Source organism: Trinickia sp., assembly GCF_057351765.1.
In genome coordinates this window covers 23,059-36,759 of sequence record NZ_JBMRBK010000062.1, presented here as the reverse complement: position 1 = coordinate 36,759, position 13,701 = coordinate 23,059, and the positions used below count along the sequence as shown (strand labels likewise).

Annotated in this window: 15 protein-coding genes; 7 read left to right on the top strand and 8 right to left on the bottom strand. The window is 65.9% G+C overall.

Annotated elements, in window-relative coordinates; all coding sequences use genetic code 11:
* Nucleotides 1–12: 12 nt before the first annotated feature.
* From ACO1XS_RS16870 to ACO1XS_RS16835, 8 genes are all read right to left on the bottom strand, one after another.
* Nucleotides 13–630 (bottom strand): DUF924 family protein, encoded by a 618-nt coding sequence (locus tag ACO1XS_RS16870; RefSeq protein WP_486391209.1) that lies wholly within the window; start codon nt 628–630, stop codon nt 13–15.
* Nucleotides 631–641: 11 nt separating this feature from the next.
* The gene (locus ACO1XS_RS16865) at nt 642–1,376 is read right to left on the bottom strand and encodes an alanyl-tRNA editing protein (RefSeq protein ID WP_331571734.1); all 735 of its coding nucleotides are present in this window, start codon (nt 1,374–1,376) and stop codon (nt 642–644) included.
* A 227-nt stretch (nt 1,377–1,603) separates the two neighbouring features.
* Nucleotides 1,604–2,017 carry a group II truncated hemoglobin gene (locus ACO1XS_RS16860; protein ID WP_486391208.1) on the bottom strand — a complete coding sequence of 138 codons (414 nt, stop codon included), beginning with the start codon at nt 2,015–2,017 and terminating at the stop codon, nt 1,604–1,606.
* Between the two features lie 57 nt (nt 2,018–2,074).
* On the bottom strand, nt 2,075–4,600 hold the full coding sequence (locus tag ACO1XS_RS16855; RefSeq protein ID WP_486391207.1) for an ABC transporter permease: 2,526 nt from the start codon (nt 4,598–4,600) through the stop codon (nt 2,075–2,077).
* 89 nt (nt 4,601–4,689) lie between these two features.
* Nucleotides 4,690–5,307: a DUF4126 domain-containing protein gene (locus tag ACO1XS_RS16850; RefSeq protein ID WP_331571740.1), complete on the bottom strand. Its 618-nt coding sequence runs from the start codon at nt 5,305–5,307 to the stop codon at nt 4,690–4,692.
* Nucleotides 5,308–5,487: 180 nt separating this feature from the next.
* A complete protein-coding gene (locus ACO1XS_RS16845) occupies nt 5,488–6,462 on the bottom strand; it encodes a quinone oxidoreductase family protein (protein WP_331571742.1) in 975 nt (324 codons plus the stop codon).
* 72 nt (nt 6,463–6,534) lie between these two features.
* Complete coding sequence (locus tag ACO1XS_RS16840; RefSeq protein WP_173256545.1) at nt 6,535–6,924, bottom strand: methylglyoxal synthase; 390 nt, start codon at nt 6,922–6,924, stop codon at nt 6,535–6,537.
* A gap of 109 nt (nt 6,925–7,033) precedes the next feature.
* Nucleotides 7,034–7,813 (bottom strand): SDR family oxidoreductase, encoded by a 780-nt coding sequence (locus ACO1XS_RS16835; protein ID WP_331571744.1) that lies wholly within the window; start codon nt 7,811–7,813, stop codon nt 7,034–7,036.
* A gap of 151 nt (nt 7,814–7,964) precedes the next feature.
* Between ACO1XS_RS16835 and upp the strand changes: the two genes are divergently transcribed.
* From upp to rlmH, 7 genes are all read left to right on the top strand, one after another.
* Complete coding sequence (upp, locus tag ACO1XS_RS16830; protein ID WP_331571746.1) at nt 7,965–8,615, top strand: uracil phosphoribosyltransferase; 651 nt, start codon at nt 7,965–7,967, stop codon at nt 8,613–8,615.
* 264 nt (nt 8,616–8,879) lie between these two features.
* Nucleotides 8,880–9,608 (top strand): YebC/PmpR family DNA-binding transcriptional regulator, encoded by a 729-nt coding sequence (locus ACO1XS_RS16825; RefSeq protein WP_486391206.1) that lies wholly within the window; start codon nt 8,880–8,882, stop codon nt 9,606–9,608.
* A gap of 123 nt (nt 9,609–9,731) precedes the next feature.
* Nucleotides 9,732–11,006 carry a phosphoribosylamine--glycine ligase gene (purD, locus tag ACO1XS_RS16820; RefSeq protein WP_331571750.1) on the top strand — a complete coding sequence of 425 codons (1,275 nt, stop codon included), beginning with the start codon at nt 9,732–9,734 and terminating at the stop codon, nt 11,004–11,006.
* Nucleotides 11,007–11,008: 2 nt separating this feature from the next.
* Nucleotides 11,009–11,959: an oxygen-dependent coproporphyrinogen oxidase gene (gene hemF / locus ACO1XS_RS16815; RefSeq protein WP_331571752.1), complete on the top strand. Its 951-nt coding sequence runs from the start codon at nt 11,009–11,011 to the stop codon at nt 11,957–11,959.
* Nucleotides 11,923–12,696, top strand: coding sequence for a nicotinate-nucleotide adenylyltransferase (locus ACO1XS_RS16810; RefSeq protein WP_486391205.1), 774 nt, complete (start codon nt 11,923–11,925; stop codon nt 12,694–12,696). The genes hemF and ACO1XS_RS16810 overlap by 37 nt, the downstream gene beginning before the upstream one ends.
* A gap of 2 nt (nt 12,697–12,698) precedes the next feature.
* Complete coding sequence (gene rsfS, locus ACO1XS_RS16805) at nt 12,699–13,178, top strand: ribosome silencing factor (RefSeq protein ID WP_331571756.1); 480 nt, start codon at nt 12,699–12,701, stop codon at nt 13,176–13,178.
* A gap of 21 nt (nt 13,179–13,199) precedes the next feature.
* Nucleotides 13,200–13,670, top strand: coding sequence for a 23S rRNA (pseudouridine(1915)-N(3))-methyltransferase RlmH (gene rlmH / locus ACO1XS_RS16800; RefSeq protein ID WP_331571758.1), 471 nt, complete (start codon nt 13,200–13,202; stop codon nt 13,668–13,670).
* The last annotated feature ends 31 nt before the right edge of the window (nt 13,671–13,701 follow it).

The following is a 13,701-nucleotide window of genomic DNA, read 5'->3' as shown; positions in this document are numbered from 1 at the left end:
CACGCTGGCCGGCTATCGAAACGACGACCCGGGCTCGAGCAAAAACGCGCGTTCTTCATCGCTCGATTCACGACCGAGCAACGCATTGCGGTGCGGAAAACGTCCGAAGCGCTCGATGATGACCGCGTGCTGGCGAGCGTACCCAAGATAGCCAGCGGCATCTTTGCTCTCGTCTGCCAGCTCGCCGAACAGACGCACCGACGTCTCCTGGCTTTCGGGCGATTCGTCGTGCTCGAAGGGCAAGTAGGCAAACGCGCGGTGGTGCGGCGTCGGCAGCGTGCGATCAGCACGTGTTGCCACCATGCGGCGGGCGGCCTCGACCGCCTGTGCATCGGCCGCAAAAGCTTCGGCACTGCCGCGGTGTATGTTCCGGGAAAACTGATCGAGCACGACGATGAGGGCGAGCGTGCCAAGCGGCGTACGCTGCCACCCAGCGTATTCGCCCCGTCGCGCCGATGCCAACGTTGCGCCGAAACGTTCGCGTAGTTGCGCATCGAACGTGTCGTCGCCCGAGAACCAGCAATTCCATACCTGGCCGAAACGAGGCGATCGCGGCTCGCCGAACCAGAAGTCGAGCACCGCTCGCGCTGTGGGATCGAGCACGTCGTAATCGGTTCCTGCTTCCCTCATCCCGGGTTCCGTCATGACACAAACTCCAATACGAGGCGCCGCGTGCGCGCGCTCTTTTTCTCGAGCTTCGCCACGCGCAGCGCGCCGATCTCCGCCGTGTTGCGCACATGCGTGCCGCCGCACGGCTGCAAGTCCACGTCTTCAATCCTCAAAAGCCGCACGCGGCCCAGCCCCATCGGCGGCTTCACGCTCATCGTGCGTACGAGCTCCGGCCGCGCGGCCATCTCGTCGTCCGTAATCCATTCGGTGGCCACCGGGTGCTCACCCTTCACAAACGATGCGAGACGCGTCTCGACGAGTTCGCGTTCGATCGGCTCCGTCGTCGCGAAATCGAGCCGCGCGTAGTCGACCGTAATGCTGCAGCCGTCGACAGGATAAGGCAGCACCGCGCACATCAGATGGCTCGCCGTATGCAGCTTCATATGCCGGTAGCGCCGCTCCCAATCGATCTCGGCCACGACCGGTTCGCCCGCACCCAACCGCGCGAGCAACGCCTCTTGCCCCGGCGCGGGCACGTGCAACGCGTCGTCGGGCGTGGCGCCCTCGAACTTCGCCTTGCGTGTGTCGGCAATCGCAATGCGCGTGCCGTCGGCGAGTACGAGCGCGCCCGTATCGGCCGCCTGACCGCCGCCGAGCGGATAAAACACGGTCCGATCGAGCAGGATTCCGTCGTCGCCGAGCGCGACGATCGTCGCCTCGCAGCGGGTCAGATAGGCGTCCTCGCGGAATAACGCTTGGGTCGTCATAGTCGGTCCTCGAAAGTCTCTTTCCGGTGGCACAGGCGGGCGCCCGCGCTCCAAAATCGCATTATCGCGGCCCCGCGGCACACGCGGACAGGCAGCGTTCGATCGCCTATAGCCAAGCACTGTACCGGTTACTCAACCGGGCCGGTTTGGCAGGCAGAGTTCTCTCAGGTCGGGACTTCCTGGCGTAGCCACCGCATCGCATTACGTTCGCGCTCGAGGACGGCCGTTCAACCGGGCCGGTTGCGCATCCAATCCGCAGTGTCGAAAAACGCAGTCAGCAGCCGCTCGCGTAACGCTTCGGGCAAGCCGGCATCCTCCATGGCCCAAGCCATGCAGCGCAGCCATTGATCGCGTTCTGACGACGCTATCGCAAATGGCAGATGACGCGCACGCAAGCGCGGATGGCCGAACCGTTCGATGTAGTGGTCCGGACCGCCAAGCCAGCCGCAGAGGAACCAGTAGAGCTTGTCGCGCGAGCCGTCGAGCGACGGCGGATGCAATGCTCGAATGCCCGCGAACTCGGGTTCGAGATCCATCAGGTCGTAGAAACGGTCGACGAGTTCGCGCACGCGTGTCTCGCCGCCCACGAGTTCGAATGCCGTCGGTTGGGCGGGCTGCGAGTCGTCGGTATTGTCGGTCATACGTAAAGCCGGAAAAACAAAGAGAAATTGCAGCGCGAGGGATGCAAGAGTCAACGTTCAAGCGTCGCGCAATGTCTGCCCCGCGGGGCGCGTCAACACGCGCCGCAGACTGAGCCATCCGCCCACACCGGCGCACGCGATGCCAGCAACGATGCCGGCGGGCAACACCCACGGATCGAAGTCCAGATAGAAATCGAAGACGCGAGTGGCCAGCACGGAGCCGAGCACCTGCGCCCCGATCGCCGCCATCGCCCCGGCGAGGGCGCCGACGACGACAAATTCCGCCGCCTGCACCGCGCGCACCTGCGCATGCGAAGCGCCCAGCGCGCGCAACAGGGCCGATTCTCTCATGCGCTCGTCGCGCGTGCCGGCGAGCGCCGCGTAGAGAACGAGCAGACCCGCCGCCAACGTGAAGAGAAACAGAAACTGCACCGCGCCGATCACCTGCTCGAGCATGTGCTGGATCTGTGCGAGGATCGGGCCGATATCGATGGCCGTCAGATTCGGATAGCGGGCGATGAGACCATCGAGTACCGCGCGTCGCTCGGCAGCCAAGTGAAAGCTCGTGATATAGATCGCTGGAAATGCATCGAGTGCGGCGGGCGGCATCAGCACGAAGAAGTTCACCTTGAACGACCCCCAGTCGAGCTTGCGCACGCTCGTGATCGGCGCCTCCACGGATTGGCCGGCGATATCGAAGCGCAGTACGTCGCCGAGTTTCACGCCGATCAGCTTCGCGAGGCCCTCCTCGATCGAAATCTCGGAGCGCTGAGCCGCACCGAACCAGCGGCCCTGCACGATCCGGTTGTCATCGGGCGGCTTGGCGCGGTACGACAGATTGAACTCGCGGTCCACGAGGCGCCGCGCATCGTCGTTCCGATACGCGCCCGGGTCGACCGGCTTGCCGTTGATCGTCGTCAGCCGCGCACGCACCATCGGCTCGAGCGTCGCTCCCGCTATGCCGTGTGCGCTCAGATAGCTCGCGACAGCCTGACGTTGATCGGGCTGGATATCGATGAGGAACTCGTTCGGCGCATCGGGTGGGGTCGATTTGCGCCAGCCCGCCACCAGATCGTTGCGCGTCATGGCAATCAGCAGCAGGCACATGAGACCGAGCGCAAGCGCGGTGATCTGCAACGCGCTGGCCGCACCGCGCCGTTCGAGCGAGGCGAGCGCATAGCGCCAACCGACACCGGCCGGGAGCCGCGCCCCGGCACGCTCGCTGCGCGCTGTGCGCGAGGCGGCCGACAGCGCCGCGCGCGCAACGCCCGCAAAGATCAGCAGCGTCGCGGCAAAGCCGCCGGCGACGATGCCGCCCAGCTTGAGCTCGCCCGCCGCGAGCACGAGCAGCCCGGCGAAGAGCGCGATGCCCGCGGCATAGGCCATCCATGCGGTACGGGCCTGACCGTCCCATTCACGGCGCAGCACGCGCACGGGCGGCACCCGCGTGAGTGGGACGAGCGGCGGCAGTGCGAAGCCGATCAGCAAAACGAGCGCCGCAGCCATGCCTTCGAGCGCCGGTGCGAGCCCCGGTTGCGGCAAATCGACGGCGATGAGTTGTCGAAGCGACGCGAGCAACACGAAATGCCCTGCGTAACCGAGCGCCGCACCCGCGATGCCCCCGGCCAGGCCGACGATCAGAAATTCGAGGGCCACCAGCGTGCGCAGCGCCGCGGCCCCAAGGCCCAGACAACGCATGACGGCGCAACTGTCGAGATGCCGCCGCGTGTAGCGATGCGCAGCCATGGCGATGGCGACGGCCGCAAGCAATGCCGTCAGCAGCGAGACTAGGCGCAGAAAATGCCCAGCCCGATCGAGCGTCAGGCGCACCTGCGGCTGCCCTTCCTGCAGCGATTCGAGCGCCACGCCTCGCATTTTTCCGCCATCCACGCGGGCATGCGCGAACCGCGTGAACTCGGCAACCGCCGCGTCGTCGCCGGCCACGAGCAGCCGATAAGTCACACGGCTGCCGTAACCCAGCAGGCCCGTCGAAGGCAGCGCATCGGCGCGCATCATGAGGCGCGGCGAAAAGTTGACGAATGCAAAGCCGCGATCGAGCTCGCGCGTGATGACCGCGCCGATCGTGAACGTGCGCAATCCGAGCATCACGCGATCGCCCACGTGCAAATGCAGCGCGCCGAGCAGCTCGGCGTCCACCCAAACGGTACCCGGTGCCGGAATGCCCTGCGCAGTGCGATCGGGCGCCGTCGGCCCCGACGCGATGCGCAGCGCACCGCGCAGCGGATAACCGGGCGAGACGGCCTTGACCGCCGCGAGCCGCGCGTTGGCGATAGCGCCCTCGTCTTGCCCAGCCGCGCCGTTCGCCCCCGCGACCATGGTCGGGAAAATGATCGTAGTGGCGGTGCGCAGCCCGAGCGAGTGCGCTCGATCGACGAATGCGGCATCGACGGGATGGTCGGCGCGCACGACGAAATCGGCGGCAATCATGCGCCGGGCATCACGCTCGAGACCCTGCTGGAGACGATCGGCGAGAAAACCGACGCTCGCAAATGCCGCCACCGCGAGCACGAGCGAGAGCGAGAGCATCGTCAGCTCGCCCGCGCGCCAGTCGCGCACGGTCATGCGCAGCGCCTGCCGGATCAGGAGTAAGAACCGAGCGCCACGACTAGCGCGTGGGTCGGGACTGGCAGCGCTCGCACCGCTCGCATCGTTCAATCGCGCTTGCCCCCGAACGAACCGAGCCGCGAGCTCATGTGCGATGCCATGCCGCGAAATCCGCCCTGCACGCCGCGCCACAGCCGCGGCAACGCCCAGCCGGCAAAAAGGAGGAAGCCACCCATCAATACCAGCAGGACAACCGGTGCGAAAAACGCGAGCGCGAGACCAATACAGACCAGCACGTCTTCCGTCGACGAAGCGATCCAGTTCGAAAACGGCTCAGGCGACAAGTTGATGAGCGCGCGCGCTCCGGCCTTGGTGAGGTGGGCGGAACCGGCGAGCGTGCCACCGGCCAGCGCGGCAACGGTCATGAGGGCCGGATCGGCATGGCCCAGCGCGCCGGCGGCGAGCAGTGCGCCGGCCGGAATGCGGATAAACGTATGAACGGCGTCCCAGAGCGAGTCGAATGCGGGAATGCGGTCGGCGAAGAACTCGACGGCAGCGAGAAAAGCCGCGGCGCCGATGACCCACGGCGAAGCCAGTGCCGCGAGCGAATCGGGCAAATGCACGATGTTCAGCCGGTCGAATACACCGACGAGGAGCACCGTCAAATAGAGCCGCAGGCCGCTGGCCCAGGACAGGCCCGCGCCGAGCGAAAGCGCATTGAGCATCGCTCCTCCCTTTAGACTTGCCGCCAGCGAACGTCGTGCATTCCGTCCCCACGCTTCGCCCGGCTTTGTCTCATTATAGACATGGCGATGTCGCGTCCGCTCTCGCTAAAATCGACAGGTGCGGCGGCAAGGCTGCGGCAGCGGGGCCGGATAACGCGGCCCACGCGGCGCTCGGCTCGTTCAGGGTATGAGGAGGGTCGAGCCCGTCGTCTTGCGCGCTTCGAGGTCGCGGTGCGCGGTGGCGACGTCCGCCAACGCATAGCGCTGACGCACATTCGTCTTGACCTTGCCCGAAGCCAGTACGTCGAAGAGCTCGGCCGCCATCGTGTCGAGCCATTCACGCTTGCCCATGTAGCTGAACAGTGTCGGGCGCGTGAAAAAGAGCGAACCGCGATTGGACAACTCCGACGCCTCGATCGCCGGCAGGGGCCCCGACGCGCTGCCGAAACTGACGAAATAGCCGAGCGGAGCCAGGCAATCGAGCGAGGCCTTGTAGGTGTCCTTGCCGATGGAGTCGTAGACGACAGGCACGCCCGCGCCGCGCGTCAGTTCCTTCACTCGCTCGGCAAAGTTCTCGCGCGTATAGACGATTGGATGGTCGCAGCCATGTGCGCGTGCCAACTCGGCTTTCTCGTCCGAACCCACCGTGCCGATCACCGTCGCGCCGAGCGCCTTTGCCCATTGGCAGACGAAGAGTCCGACGCCACCCGCCGCGGCATGGATCAGGATCGTGTCGCCGGCTTGCACGCGATAGGTCCGGCGCAGCAGGTATTGCGCTGTCAGCCCCTGCAGCATGGCGGAAGCCGCATCGTCGAACGAAATGGCGTCGGGCAGTTTGACCAGCGTGGCGATCGGCAAGACGCGCTCTTCGGCATAGGCGCCGGGCGGGCGCGCGACGTACGCCACGCGATCGCCCGTCTTGAACTGCGTGACGCCGGGCCCCGTCGCGCTCACCACGCCCGCCGCCTCCATGCCGAGGCCTGCCGGCAGCGGCATCGGATATTGCCCCGTGCGGAAGTAGACATCGATGTAATTGAGCCCTACCGCATGATGCTTGACGCGGACCTCGCCCGGGCCCGGCTCGCCTGCGTCAACGTCGACCCACTGCATCACCTCGGGTCCGCCCGTTCGCTCGATTCGAATTGCCTTGACCATGATGTTCTCCTTTGGGTAAGTGCTGCTCGGTGTGACGCGCGGCGCGCGCAACCGCCGCCGCTTGCGCCGCGCTTACGCGCGGTCGCCGAGATGCCGCGTCAGCGCGTCGAGAATCATGCGCGCCGTTGCAATGTTGGTCGCGCAGGGAACGTTGTGCACGTCGCAGGCGCGCACGAGCGCATTGATATCGGGCTCGTGCGGCTGTGGGGTTTGCGGGTCGCGTAGAAAGACAACCACGTCCACGCCGCCTTCCGCGAGCCGCGCGCCGATTTGCAGATCGCCGCCGTAAGGGCCCGAGAGCATGCGCTCGACGGTGAGCCCGTGCGCGTCGGCAATCCGCCCGCCCGTCGTGCCTGTCGCAACGAGGCGGCAACGGCGCAGCACGTCGACATATTCGCCGGCGAGGGCAACGATGTCGTCTTTCTTGTGATCGTGCGCAATCAATGCGACGCATGGACTCATGAAGCGGCTCCTTGCCGTCAAATCGGACTACTGTTGCGAAAAATGCTCTGGATGTAACGGAAAACCGACAACGCGAGACCCATTAGCGGTCAGCGGTTCGCCCAAGCGCTCAGAACGTGCCGGGGTACGCGCCGCCGTCGATGAGCCAGTTCTGGCCCGTGATGTAGCCCGCATGCACACTGCACAGAAAGGCGCAGGCCTTGCCGAACTCGCCCGGCTCGCCGAAGCGGCCCGCGGGAATGGTTTTCATGCGCTCGCGGCGCGCCTCGCCGATGCTGATGCCGCGTGCGTCGGCCTGCGCCTTGAACGTGGTGGCAATGCGGTCGGTATCGAAGAGGCCCGGCAGCAGATTGTTGATCGTCACGTTGTGCACCGCCACCTTGCGCGCCACGCCGGCCACGAAGCCGGTGAGCCCCGAGCGCGCGCCGTTGGACAGGCCGAGCACGTCGATCGGCGCCTTGACGGCCGAGCTCGTGATGTTGACGATGCGGCCGAACCCGCGTGCGATCATGCCGTCGATGCTCGCCTGGATCAACGCGATCGGCGTGAGCATGTTGGCTTCGAGCGCGCGGATCCAGTCGTCGTGCGTGAACTGACGGAAATCGCCGGCCGGCGGCCCGCCCGCGTTGTTGACGAGGATATCGGGCTGTGGACAGGCCGCGAGCGCCGCCGCGCGCCCCTCGGCCGTCGTGATGTCGCAGGCTACGGTGCGCACGCTCGCGCCCGTCTTGGCACGAATCTCGGCGGCGCTCGCCTCGAGCGTCTCGGCCGTGCGGGCGACGATCACCAACTCGACGCCCTCGGCGGCGAGCGCCTCGGCGCACCCGCGCCCCAACCCTTTGCTTGCCGCGCATACGAGTGCGGTCTTGCCTGCGAGCCCCAGATCCATGGCGATGTCCCAGTGTTTCGTTGAGTCGATGCGACGAATTGACGGGATTGTAGAAGAATCCCCGCAGCGACGCGCGAAGCGGATCTTTCGGTACACTGGCGGGCAATGTCATCGAGCCGCCGCACGCCCTCGGCACGCACCCACGCCCGCCATGAAACAAGATCCGCGTTTTCCCAACCTGTCCATCCTCGATCATCCGCTGATTCAGCACAAGCTCACGCACATGCGCGACAAAGACACGTCGACGCGCACGTTTCGCGAGTTGCTGCGCGAAATCACGCTGCTGATGGGCTATGAAATCACGCGCAATCTGCCGATCACGACCAAACGCGTCGCCACGCCGCTCGTCGAAGTCGATGCGCCCGTGATTGCCGGTAGGAAGCTCGCCATCGTTCCGGTGCTGCGCGCGGGCATCGGGATGTCCGACGGACTGCTCGAGCTGATTCCCTCCGCGCGAGTCGGGCACATCGGCGTTTATCGCGACGACGCGCATCGGCCCGTGGAATATCTCGTCCGCCTGCCCGACCTCGAAGACCGCATCTTCATCCTCTGCGATCCGATGGTCGCCACCGGCTATTCGGCCGTGCATGCCATCGACGTGCTCAAGCGCCGCAACGTGGCCGGCGAGAACATCCTCTTTCTCGCGCTCGTCGCCGCGCCCGAAGGCGTCGAGGTGTTCCAGCGCGCGCATCCGGATGTCAAACTCTTCGTCGCCTCGCTCGATTCCCACCTGAACGAGCACGCCTATATCGTGCCGGGCCTCGGCGACGCCGGCGACCGCCTGTTCGGCACGAAGAACTGAAAAGCGGCCGGCGCGTTCGCGGCCTTGCCAGCGACCGCCGGCGCCGACGCGGCATGGTAAAATCGACGTCTGCTCTGAGGACGGTCTGCCCTATCCGCCGCGGCCCCGGGATCGCGGACAACGCGCGGCACCATCGAGCGAAGCGCAATCGCGGCACGCCGCCCGACACCTGAACCATCGGCAGGACTCGCACGGTTCACACGATTCGCAATCGACAAAACGCATCATGCGTGTGCCCGGTCGGCACGCGCCACGGAGAAACGTATGGCTGGTCATTCCAAATGGGCCAACATCAAGCATAAGAAGGCGGCCGCGGATGCCAAACGCGGCAAGGTCTGGACGCGTCTCATCAAGGAAATTCAAGTGGCGGCCCGCATGGGCGGGGGCGATATCGACTCGAACCCGCGTTTGCGCCTCGCCGTCGACAAGGCGACCGACGCCAATATGCCGAAGGACAACATCAACCGCGCGATCCAGCGCGGCGTGGGCGGTGTCGATGGCGCGAGCTACGAGGAAATTCGCTACGAGGGCTATGGTATCGGCGGCGCCGCGATCATCGTCGATACGATGACCGACAATCGCACGCGTACCGTCGCCGAAGTGCGGCACGCGTTCTCGAAGTTCGGCGGCAACATGGGCACGGACGGTTCGGTGGCGTTTCTCTTCGATCATGTCGGCCAGTTTCTGTTCGCGCCCGGCACGCCCGAGGACAAACTGATGGAAGCCGCGCTCGAGGCCGGCGCGAACGACGTCGTCACGAACGACGACGGCAGCATCGAAGTACTGTGCGCGCCGAATGACTTCTCGAAGGTCAAGTCGGCGCTCGAAGCGGCAGGTTTCAAGGCCGAACTCGCGGAAGTCACGATGAAGCCTCAGACGGAAGTCGAATTCACCGGCGAAGACGCAGTGAAGATGCAAAAACTGCTCGACGCGCTCGAGAACCTCGACGACGTGCAAGAGGTGTACACGAACGCGTCGATTGCCGAGGAATAACGCGCGCGCTCGGAGCATGCGGCGCAACGTTGCGCCCGTGCGTTCGGGCCAGCGCACATCGAATGCCGATATTGCGGCCGGCGCCCTGCGCCGGCCGTCCCTTTTAGGTTCTCGGGGATTGATATGAAACTACTCGTCGTCGGTTCGGGCGGCCGCGAACATGCGCTGGCCTGGAAGCTTGCGCAATCGCCGCGCGTCCAGCTCGTCTATGTCGCGCCCGGCAATGGCGGCACGGCTCAGGACGAACGTCTGCGCAATGTGCCGATCACCGATCTCGATGCCCTCGCCGACTTCGCGCAGAAAGAGCAGATCGCGCTGACCGTCGTCGGTCCCGAGGCGCCGCTTGCCGCGGGCATCGTCAACCTCTTTCGCCGCCGTGGCCTCAAGGTCTTCGGGCCGACCAAGGAAGCCGCCCAGCTCGAGAGCTCGAAGGACTTCGCCAAAGCGTTCATGAAGCGCAACGGCATTCCGACGGCCGAATACGAAACGTTCTCCGACGCGGCAGCGGCCCACGCCTATCTCGACAAGCAAGGCGCGCCGATCGTCATCAAGGCCGACGGCCTCGCCGCGGGCAAGGGCGTCGTCGTCGCCACCACGCTCGACGAGGCGCATGCGGCCGTCGACATGATGCTCGCCGACAACAAGCTCGGCGATGCCGGTGCGCGCGTCGTCATCGAGGAGTGCTTGCAAGGCGAGGAAGCGAGCTTCATCGTCATGGTCGACGGCAAGCATGTCCTGCCGCTTGCGTCGAGCCAGGACCACAAACGTCTGGCCGATGGCGATGCCGGCCCCAATACCGGCGGCATGGGCGCCTATTCGCCTGCGCCGATCGTCACGCCGCAGCTGCACGCGCGCGTGATGCGCGAGATCATTCTGCCGACCGTGCGCGGGATGGAAAAGGAAGGCATCCGCTATACGGGCTTCCTCTATGCGGGCCTCATGATCGATGCCGAAGGCAACCCGAAGACGCTCGAATTCAACTGCCGCATGGGCGACCCCGAAACGCAACCGATCATGGCGCGTTTGAAGGGCGATTTTTCGAAAGTGATCGAACAGGCCGTAGCCGGCACGCTCGACACGGTCGAGCTGACGTGGGACCGGCGTACGGCGCTCGGTGTCGTGCTCGCCGCGCACGGGTATCCGGATGCCCCGCGCAAGGGCGATACGATCGGCGATATTCCCGCGGAAACCGAAAACGCGGTAACGTTCCATGCCGGGACGACGCTCGCCGACGGCAAGCTCGTCACCTCGGGCGGGCGCGTACTGTGCGTCGTCGGCCTGGCGGACTCCGTGCGCGGCGCGCAATCGGCCGCCTACGATGTGGTCAATCGCATTTCGTTCGACGGCATGCAGTATCGCCGCGATATCGGCTACCGCGCCCTGAACCGGAAATCGTGAGCATGGACGCAGCGAACTTCGATCCGGCGCCCGTGCGCCGCTACCTGCAGGGCTTGCAAACGAGCCTGGCGGACGCCATTGGCGCGCTCGACGGCGCGTCGTTTGCGGCCGACGCCTGGCAGCGCCCCGCTGGCGGATCGCTGCGCGGCGAAGGCGTCACGAAAATCCTCGAAGAGGGCGAACTGATCGAGCGCGGGGGCATCGGCTTTTCCGATGTGGCCGGCGATGCCCTGCCCCCCTCGGCGAGCGCGGCGCGGCCGCAACTCGCCGGCCGCGGCTTCGAAGCGATGGGCGTATCGCTCGTCATGCACCCACGCAATCCGCACTGCCCCACCGCGCACATGAACGTGCGCCTGCTCGTGGCGACCAAGGCCGGCGAGGCGCCGGTGTTCTGGTTCGGCGGCGGCATGGACCTCACGCCCTATTACGGCTACGAGGAAGATGCGAAGCACTTTCACCGCGTTTGCCGCGACGCGCTCACGCCGTTCGGCGACGATCTTTATCCCCGCTTCAAGCACTGGTGCGACGAGTACTTCTTCCTCAAGCATCGAAACGAAACGCGCGGCGTGGGCGGGATATTCTTCGACGACTTCGACGCTCTCGGCTTCGAGCGCTCGTTCGCGATGATGCGCAGCGTGGGCGACGCCTTTGCGAACGCTTATTTGCCGATCCTGCGCAAGCGCCGGGCGACGCCCTATGGCGAGCGCGAGCGCGCATTCCAGAACTACCGACGCGGCCGTTACGTCGAATTCAATCTCGTCTTCGACCGCGGCACCCATTTCGGCTTGCAAAGCGGCGGGCGGGCCGAATCGATTCTGCTGTCGATGCCTCCCGTCGCGAACTGGCGTTACGGCTGGCAGCCGGAGCCCGGCACGCACGAGGCGAAGCTTTATACCGATTTCCTGCGGCCGCGCGCATGGCTCGACGAACCCAACGAAGGGACCGCACCCTGAATTCGCCCGTCGCCCATCTCTCAGTCGACGCCTCAACCGATGGCGCGCGCGAACTGCCACGCCGTGTGGGACTGCTCGGGGGCACATTCGATCCCATCCATCACGGCCATCTGGCACTGGCCCGGCGCTTTGCCGAGTTGCTGCAACTGACGGAGCTCGTCCTGCTGCCGGCGGGGCAGCCCTGGCAGAAGGCCGACGTCAGTGCCGCTGCCCACCGCCTCGCCATGACGCGCGCCGCTGCGGCAACGCTCGTGCTGCCCGGTACCGCCGTGAGCGTGGCCACCGATGAAATAGAGCAGGCCGGTCCCACTTACACGGTCGAAACGCTCGAGCGCTGGCGCCTGCGCGAGGGCGCCGATGTCTCGATTTCGCTTCTGATGGGCGCCGATCAATTATTGCGGCTCGATACCTGGCGCGAATGGCGGCGCTTGTTCGACTTCGCGCACATCGCGGCGGCTACACGGCCTGGATTCGAGCTGACGAGCGCGTCGCCCGCGCTGGCCGGCGAGTTGGCCGCGCGCAAGGCAGATGCGGCGGTGCTGCGCGCGCGGCCTGCCGGTCACCTGTTGATCGACGCGACACTCGCGCTGGACGTATCGGCAACCGATATTCGCGCGCAAATGCGCGAGCGGCTCTCCGGTCGGGGCAACGACGATGCCGTCCAACCCGGCGCGCCCGACTCGGTTCCGGAGCCCGTCTGGCGCTACATTCTCCAACATCACCTGTACCATCGGTAACCATGGATATTCGCAAACTGCAACGCGCGATCGTCGACGGCCTCGAAGACGTCAAAGCGCAAGACATACGTGTCTTCAACACAACCCATCTGACCGAGCTCTTCGATCGCGTCATCGTGGCGAGCGGCACCTCGAACCGGCAGACGAAGGCGCTGGCCTCCAGCGTTCGCGACAAGGTGAAGGAAGCCGGCGGTGAAATCGTCAGCACGGAGGGCGAGGACATCGGCGAATGGGTGCTCGTCGATTGCGGCGACGCCGTGGTCCATATCCTTCAACCCGCGCTGCGGCAGTACTACAACCTCGAAGAGATCTGGGGCGACAAACCTGTGCGCGTGAAGCTCTCGAGCCCGAACCCGTTCGGCGGCGCGCGTGCGAGCGAACCGCTCGAGGACGAGGAGGATGAAGACGACGACGGCCCGGCCGACAGCCGGCCGGCGCCCGCTCGCAAGACGGCGGCAAAGCGGCGCGGCAAGACGTCGTAATCCCCTTCGCGGCGCTTCGGAATGAAACTGCAGATACTCGCCGTCGGACACAAGATGCCGGGGTGGATAGCCAGCGGCTTCGACGAATATGCGAAGCGGATGCCGCCCGAGTTGCGTATCGAGTTGCGCGAGATCAAGCCCGAACCGCGCACGGGCAGTCGGACGGCGCAAAGCGTCATGGCGGCCGAGCGTCAGCGGATCGAGGCGGCCCTGCCGAAAGGCGCGCGCATCGTCGCCCTCGACGAACGCGGGCAGGACTGGACCACGATGCAGTTGGCCGCAGCCCTCCCGGGTTGGCAGCAGGAAGGCCGCGACGTGTCGTTCGTGATCGGGGGCGCCGACGGTCTCGCGCCGGAGCTGAAGGGGCGAGCCGAACTCATGCTGCGCGTGTCCAGTTTGACGTTGCCGCACGGCATGGTGCGTGTGCTATTGGCCGAACAGCTTTACCGCGCGTGGAGCATCACGCAGAATCATCCCTATCACCGCGTCTGACGCGCCGTCTCGGGAGCGGGCCGGCGCATCA

What these genes read in the sequence shown, in the direction of transcription:
- ACO1XS_RS16855 (WP_486391207.1), bottom strand. Translation starts at nt 4,600, where the DNA reads ATGACCGTGCGCGACTGGCGCGCGGGCGAGCTGACGATGCTCTCGCTC.
- ACO1XS_RS16865 (WP_331571734.1), bottom strand. Translation starts at nt 1,376, where the DNA reads ATGACGACCCAAGCGTTATTCCGCGAGGACGCCTATCTGACCCGCTGC.
- rlmH (WP_331571758.1), top strand. Translation starts at nt 13,200, where the DNA reads ATGAAACTGCAGATACTCGCCGTCGGACACAAGATGCCGGGGTGGATA.
- rsfS (WP_331571756.1), top strand. Translation starts at nt 12,699, where the DNA reads ATGGATATTCGCAAACTGCAACGCGCGATCGTCGACGGCCTCGAAGAC.
- purD (WP_331571750.1), top strand. Translation starts at nt 9,732, where the DNA reads ATGAAACTACTCGTCGTCGGTTCGGGCGGCCGCGAACATGCGCTGGCC.
- hemF (WP_331571752.1), top strand. Translation starts at nt 11,009, where the DNA reads ATGGACGCAGCGAACTTCGATCCGGCGCCCGTGCGCCGCTACCTGCAG.
- ACO1XS_RS16850 (WP_331571740.1), bottom strand. Translation starts at nt 5,307, where the DNA reads ATGCTCAATGCGCTTTCGCTCGGCGCGGGCCTGTCCTGGGCCAGCGGC.
- upp (WP_331571746.1), top strand. Translation starts at nt 7,965, where the DNA reads ATGAAACAAGATCCGCGTTTTCCCAACCTGTCCATCCTCGATCATCCG.
- ACO1XS_RS16835 (WP_331571744.1), bottom strand. Translation starts at nt 7,813, where the DNA reads ATGGATCTGGGGCTCGCAGGCAAGACCGCACTCGTATGCGCGGCAAGC.
- ACO1XS_RS16860 (WP_486391208.1), bottom strand. Translation starts at nt 2,017, where the DNA reads ATGACCGACAATACCGACGACTCGCAGCCCGCCCAACCGACGGCATTC.
- ACO1XS_RS16810 (WP_486391205.1), top strand. Translation starts at nt 11,923, where the DNA reads ATGGCTCGACGAACCCAACGAAGGGACCGCACCCTGAATTCGCCCGTC.
- ACO1XS_RS16845 (WP_331571742.1), bottom strand. Translation starts at nt 6,462, where the DNA reads ATGGTCAAGGCAATTCGAATCGAGCGAACGGGCGGACCCGAGGTGATG.
- ACO1XS_RS16870 (WP_486391209.1), bottom strand. Translation starts at nt 630, where the DNA reads ATGAGGGAAGCAGGAACCGATTACGACGTGCTCGATCCCACAGCGCGA.
- ACO1XS_RS16825 (WP_486391206.1), top strand. Translation starts at nt 8,880, where the DNA reads ATGGCTGGTCATTCCAAATGGGCCAACATCAAGCATAAGAAGGCGGCC.
- ACO1XS_RS16840 (WP_173256545.1), bottom strand. Translation starts at nt 6,924, where the DNA reads ATGAGTCCATGCGTCGCATTGATTGCGCACGATCACAAGAAAGACGAC.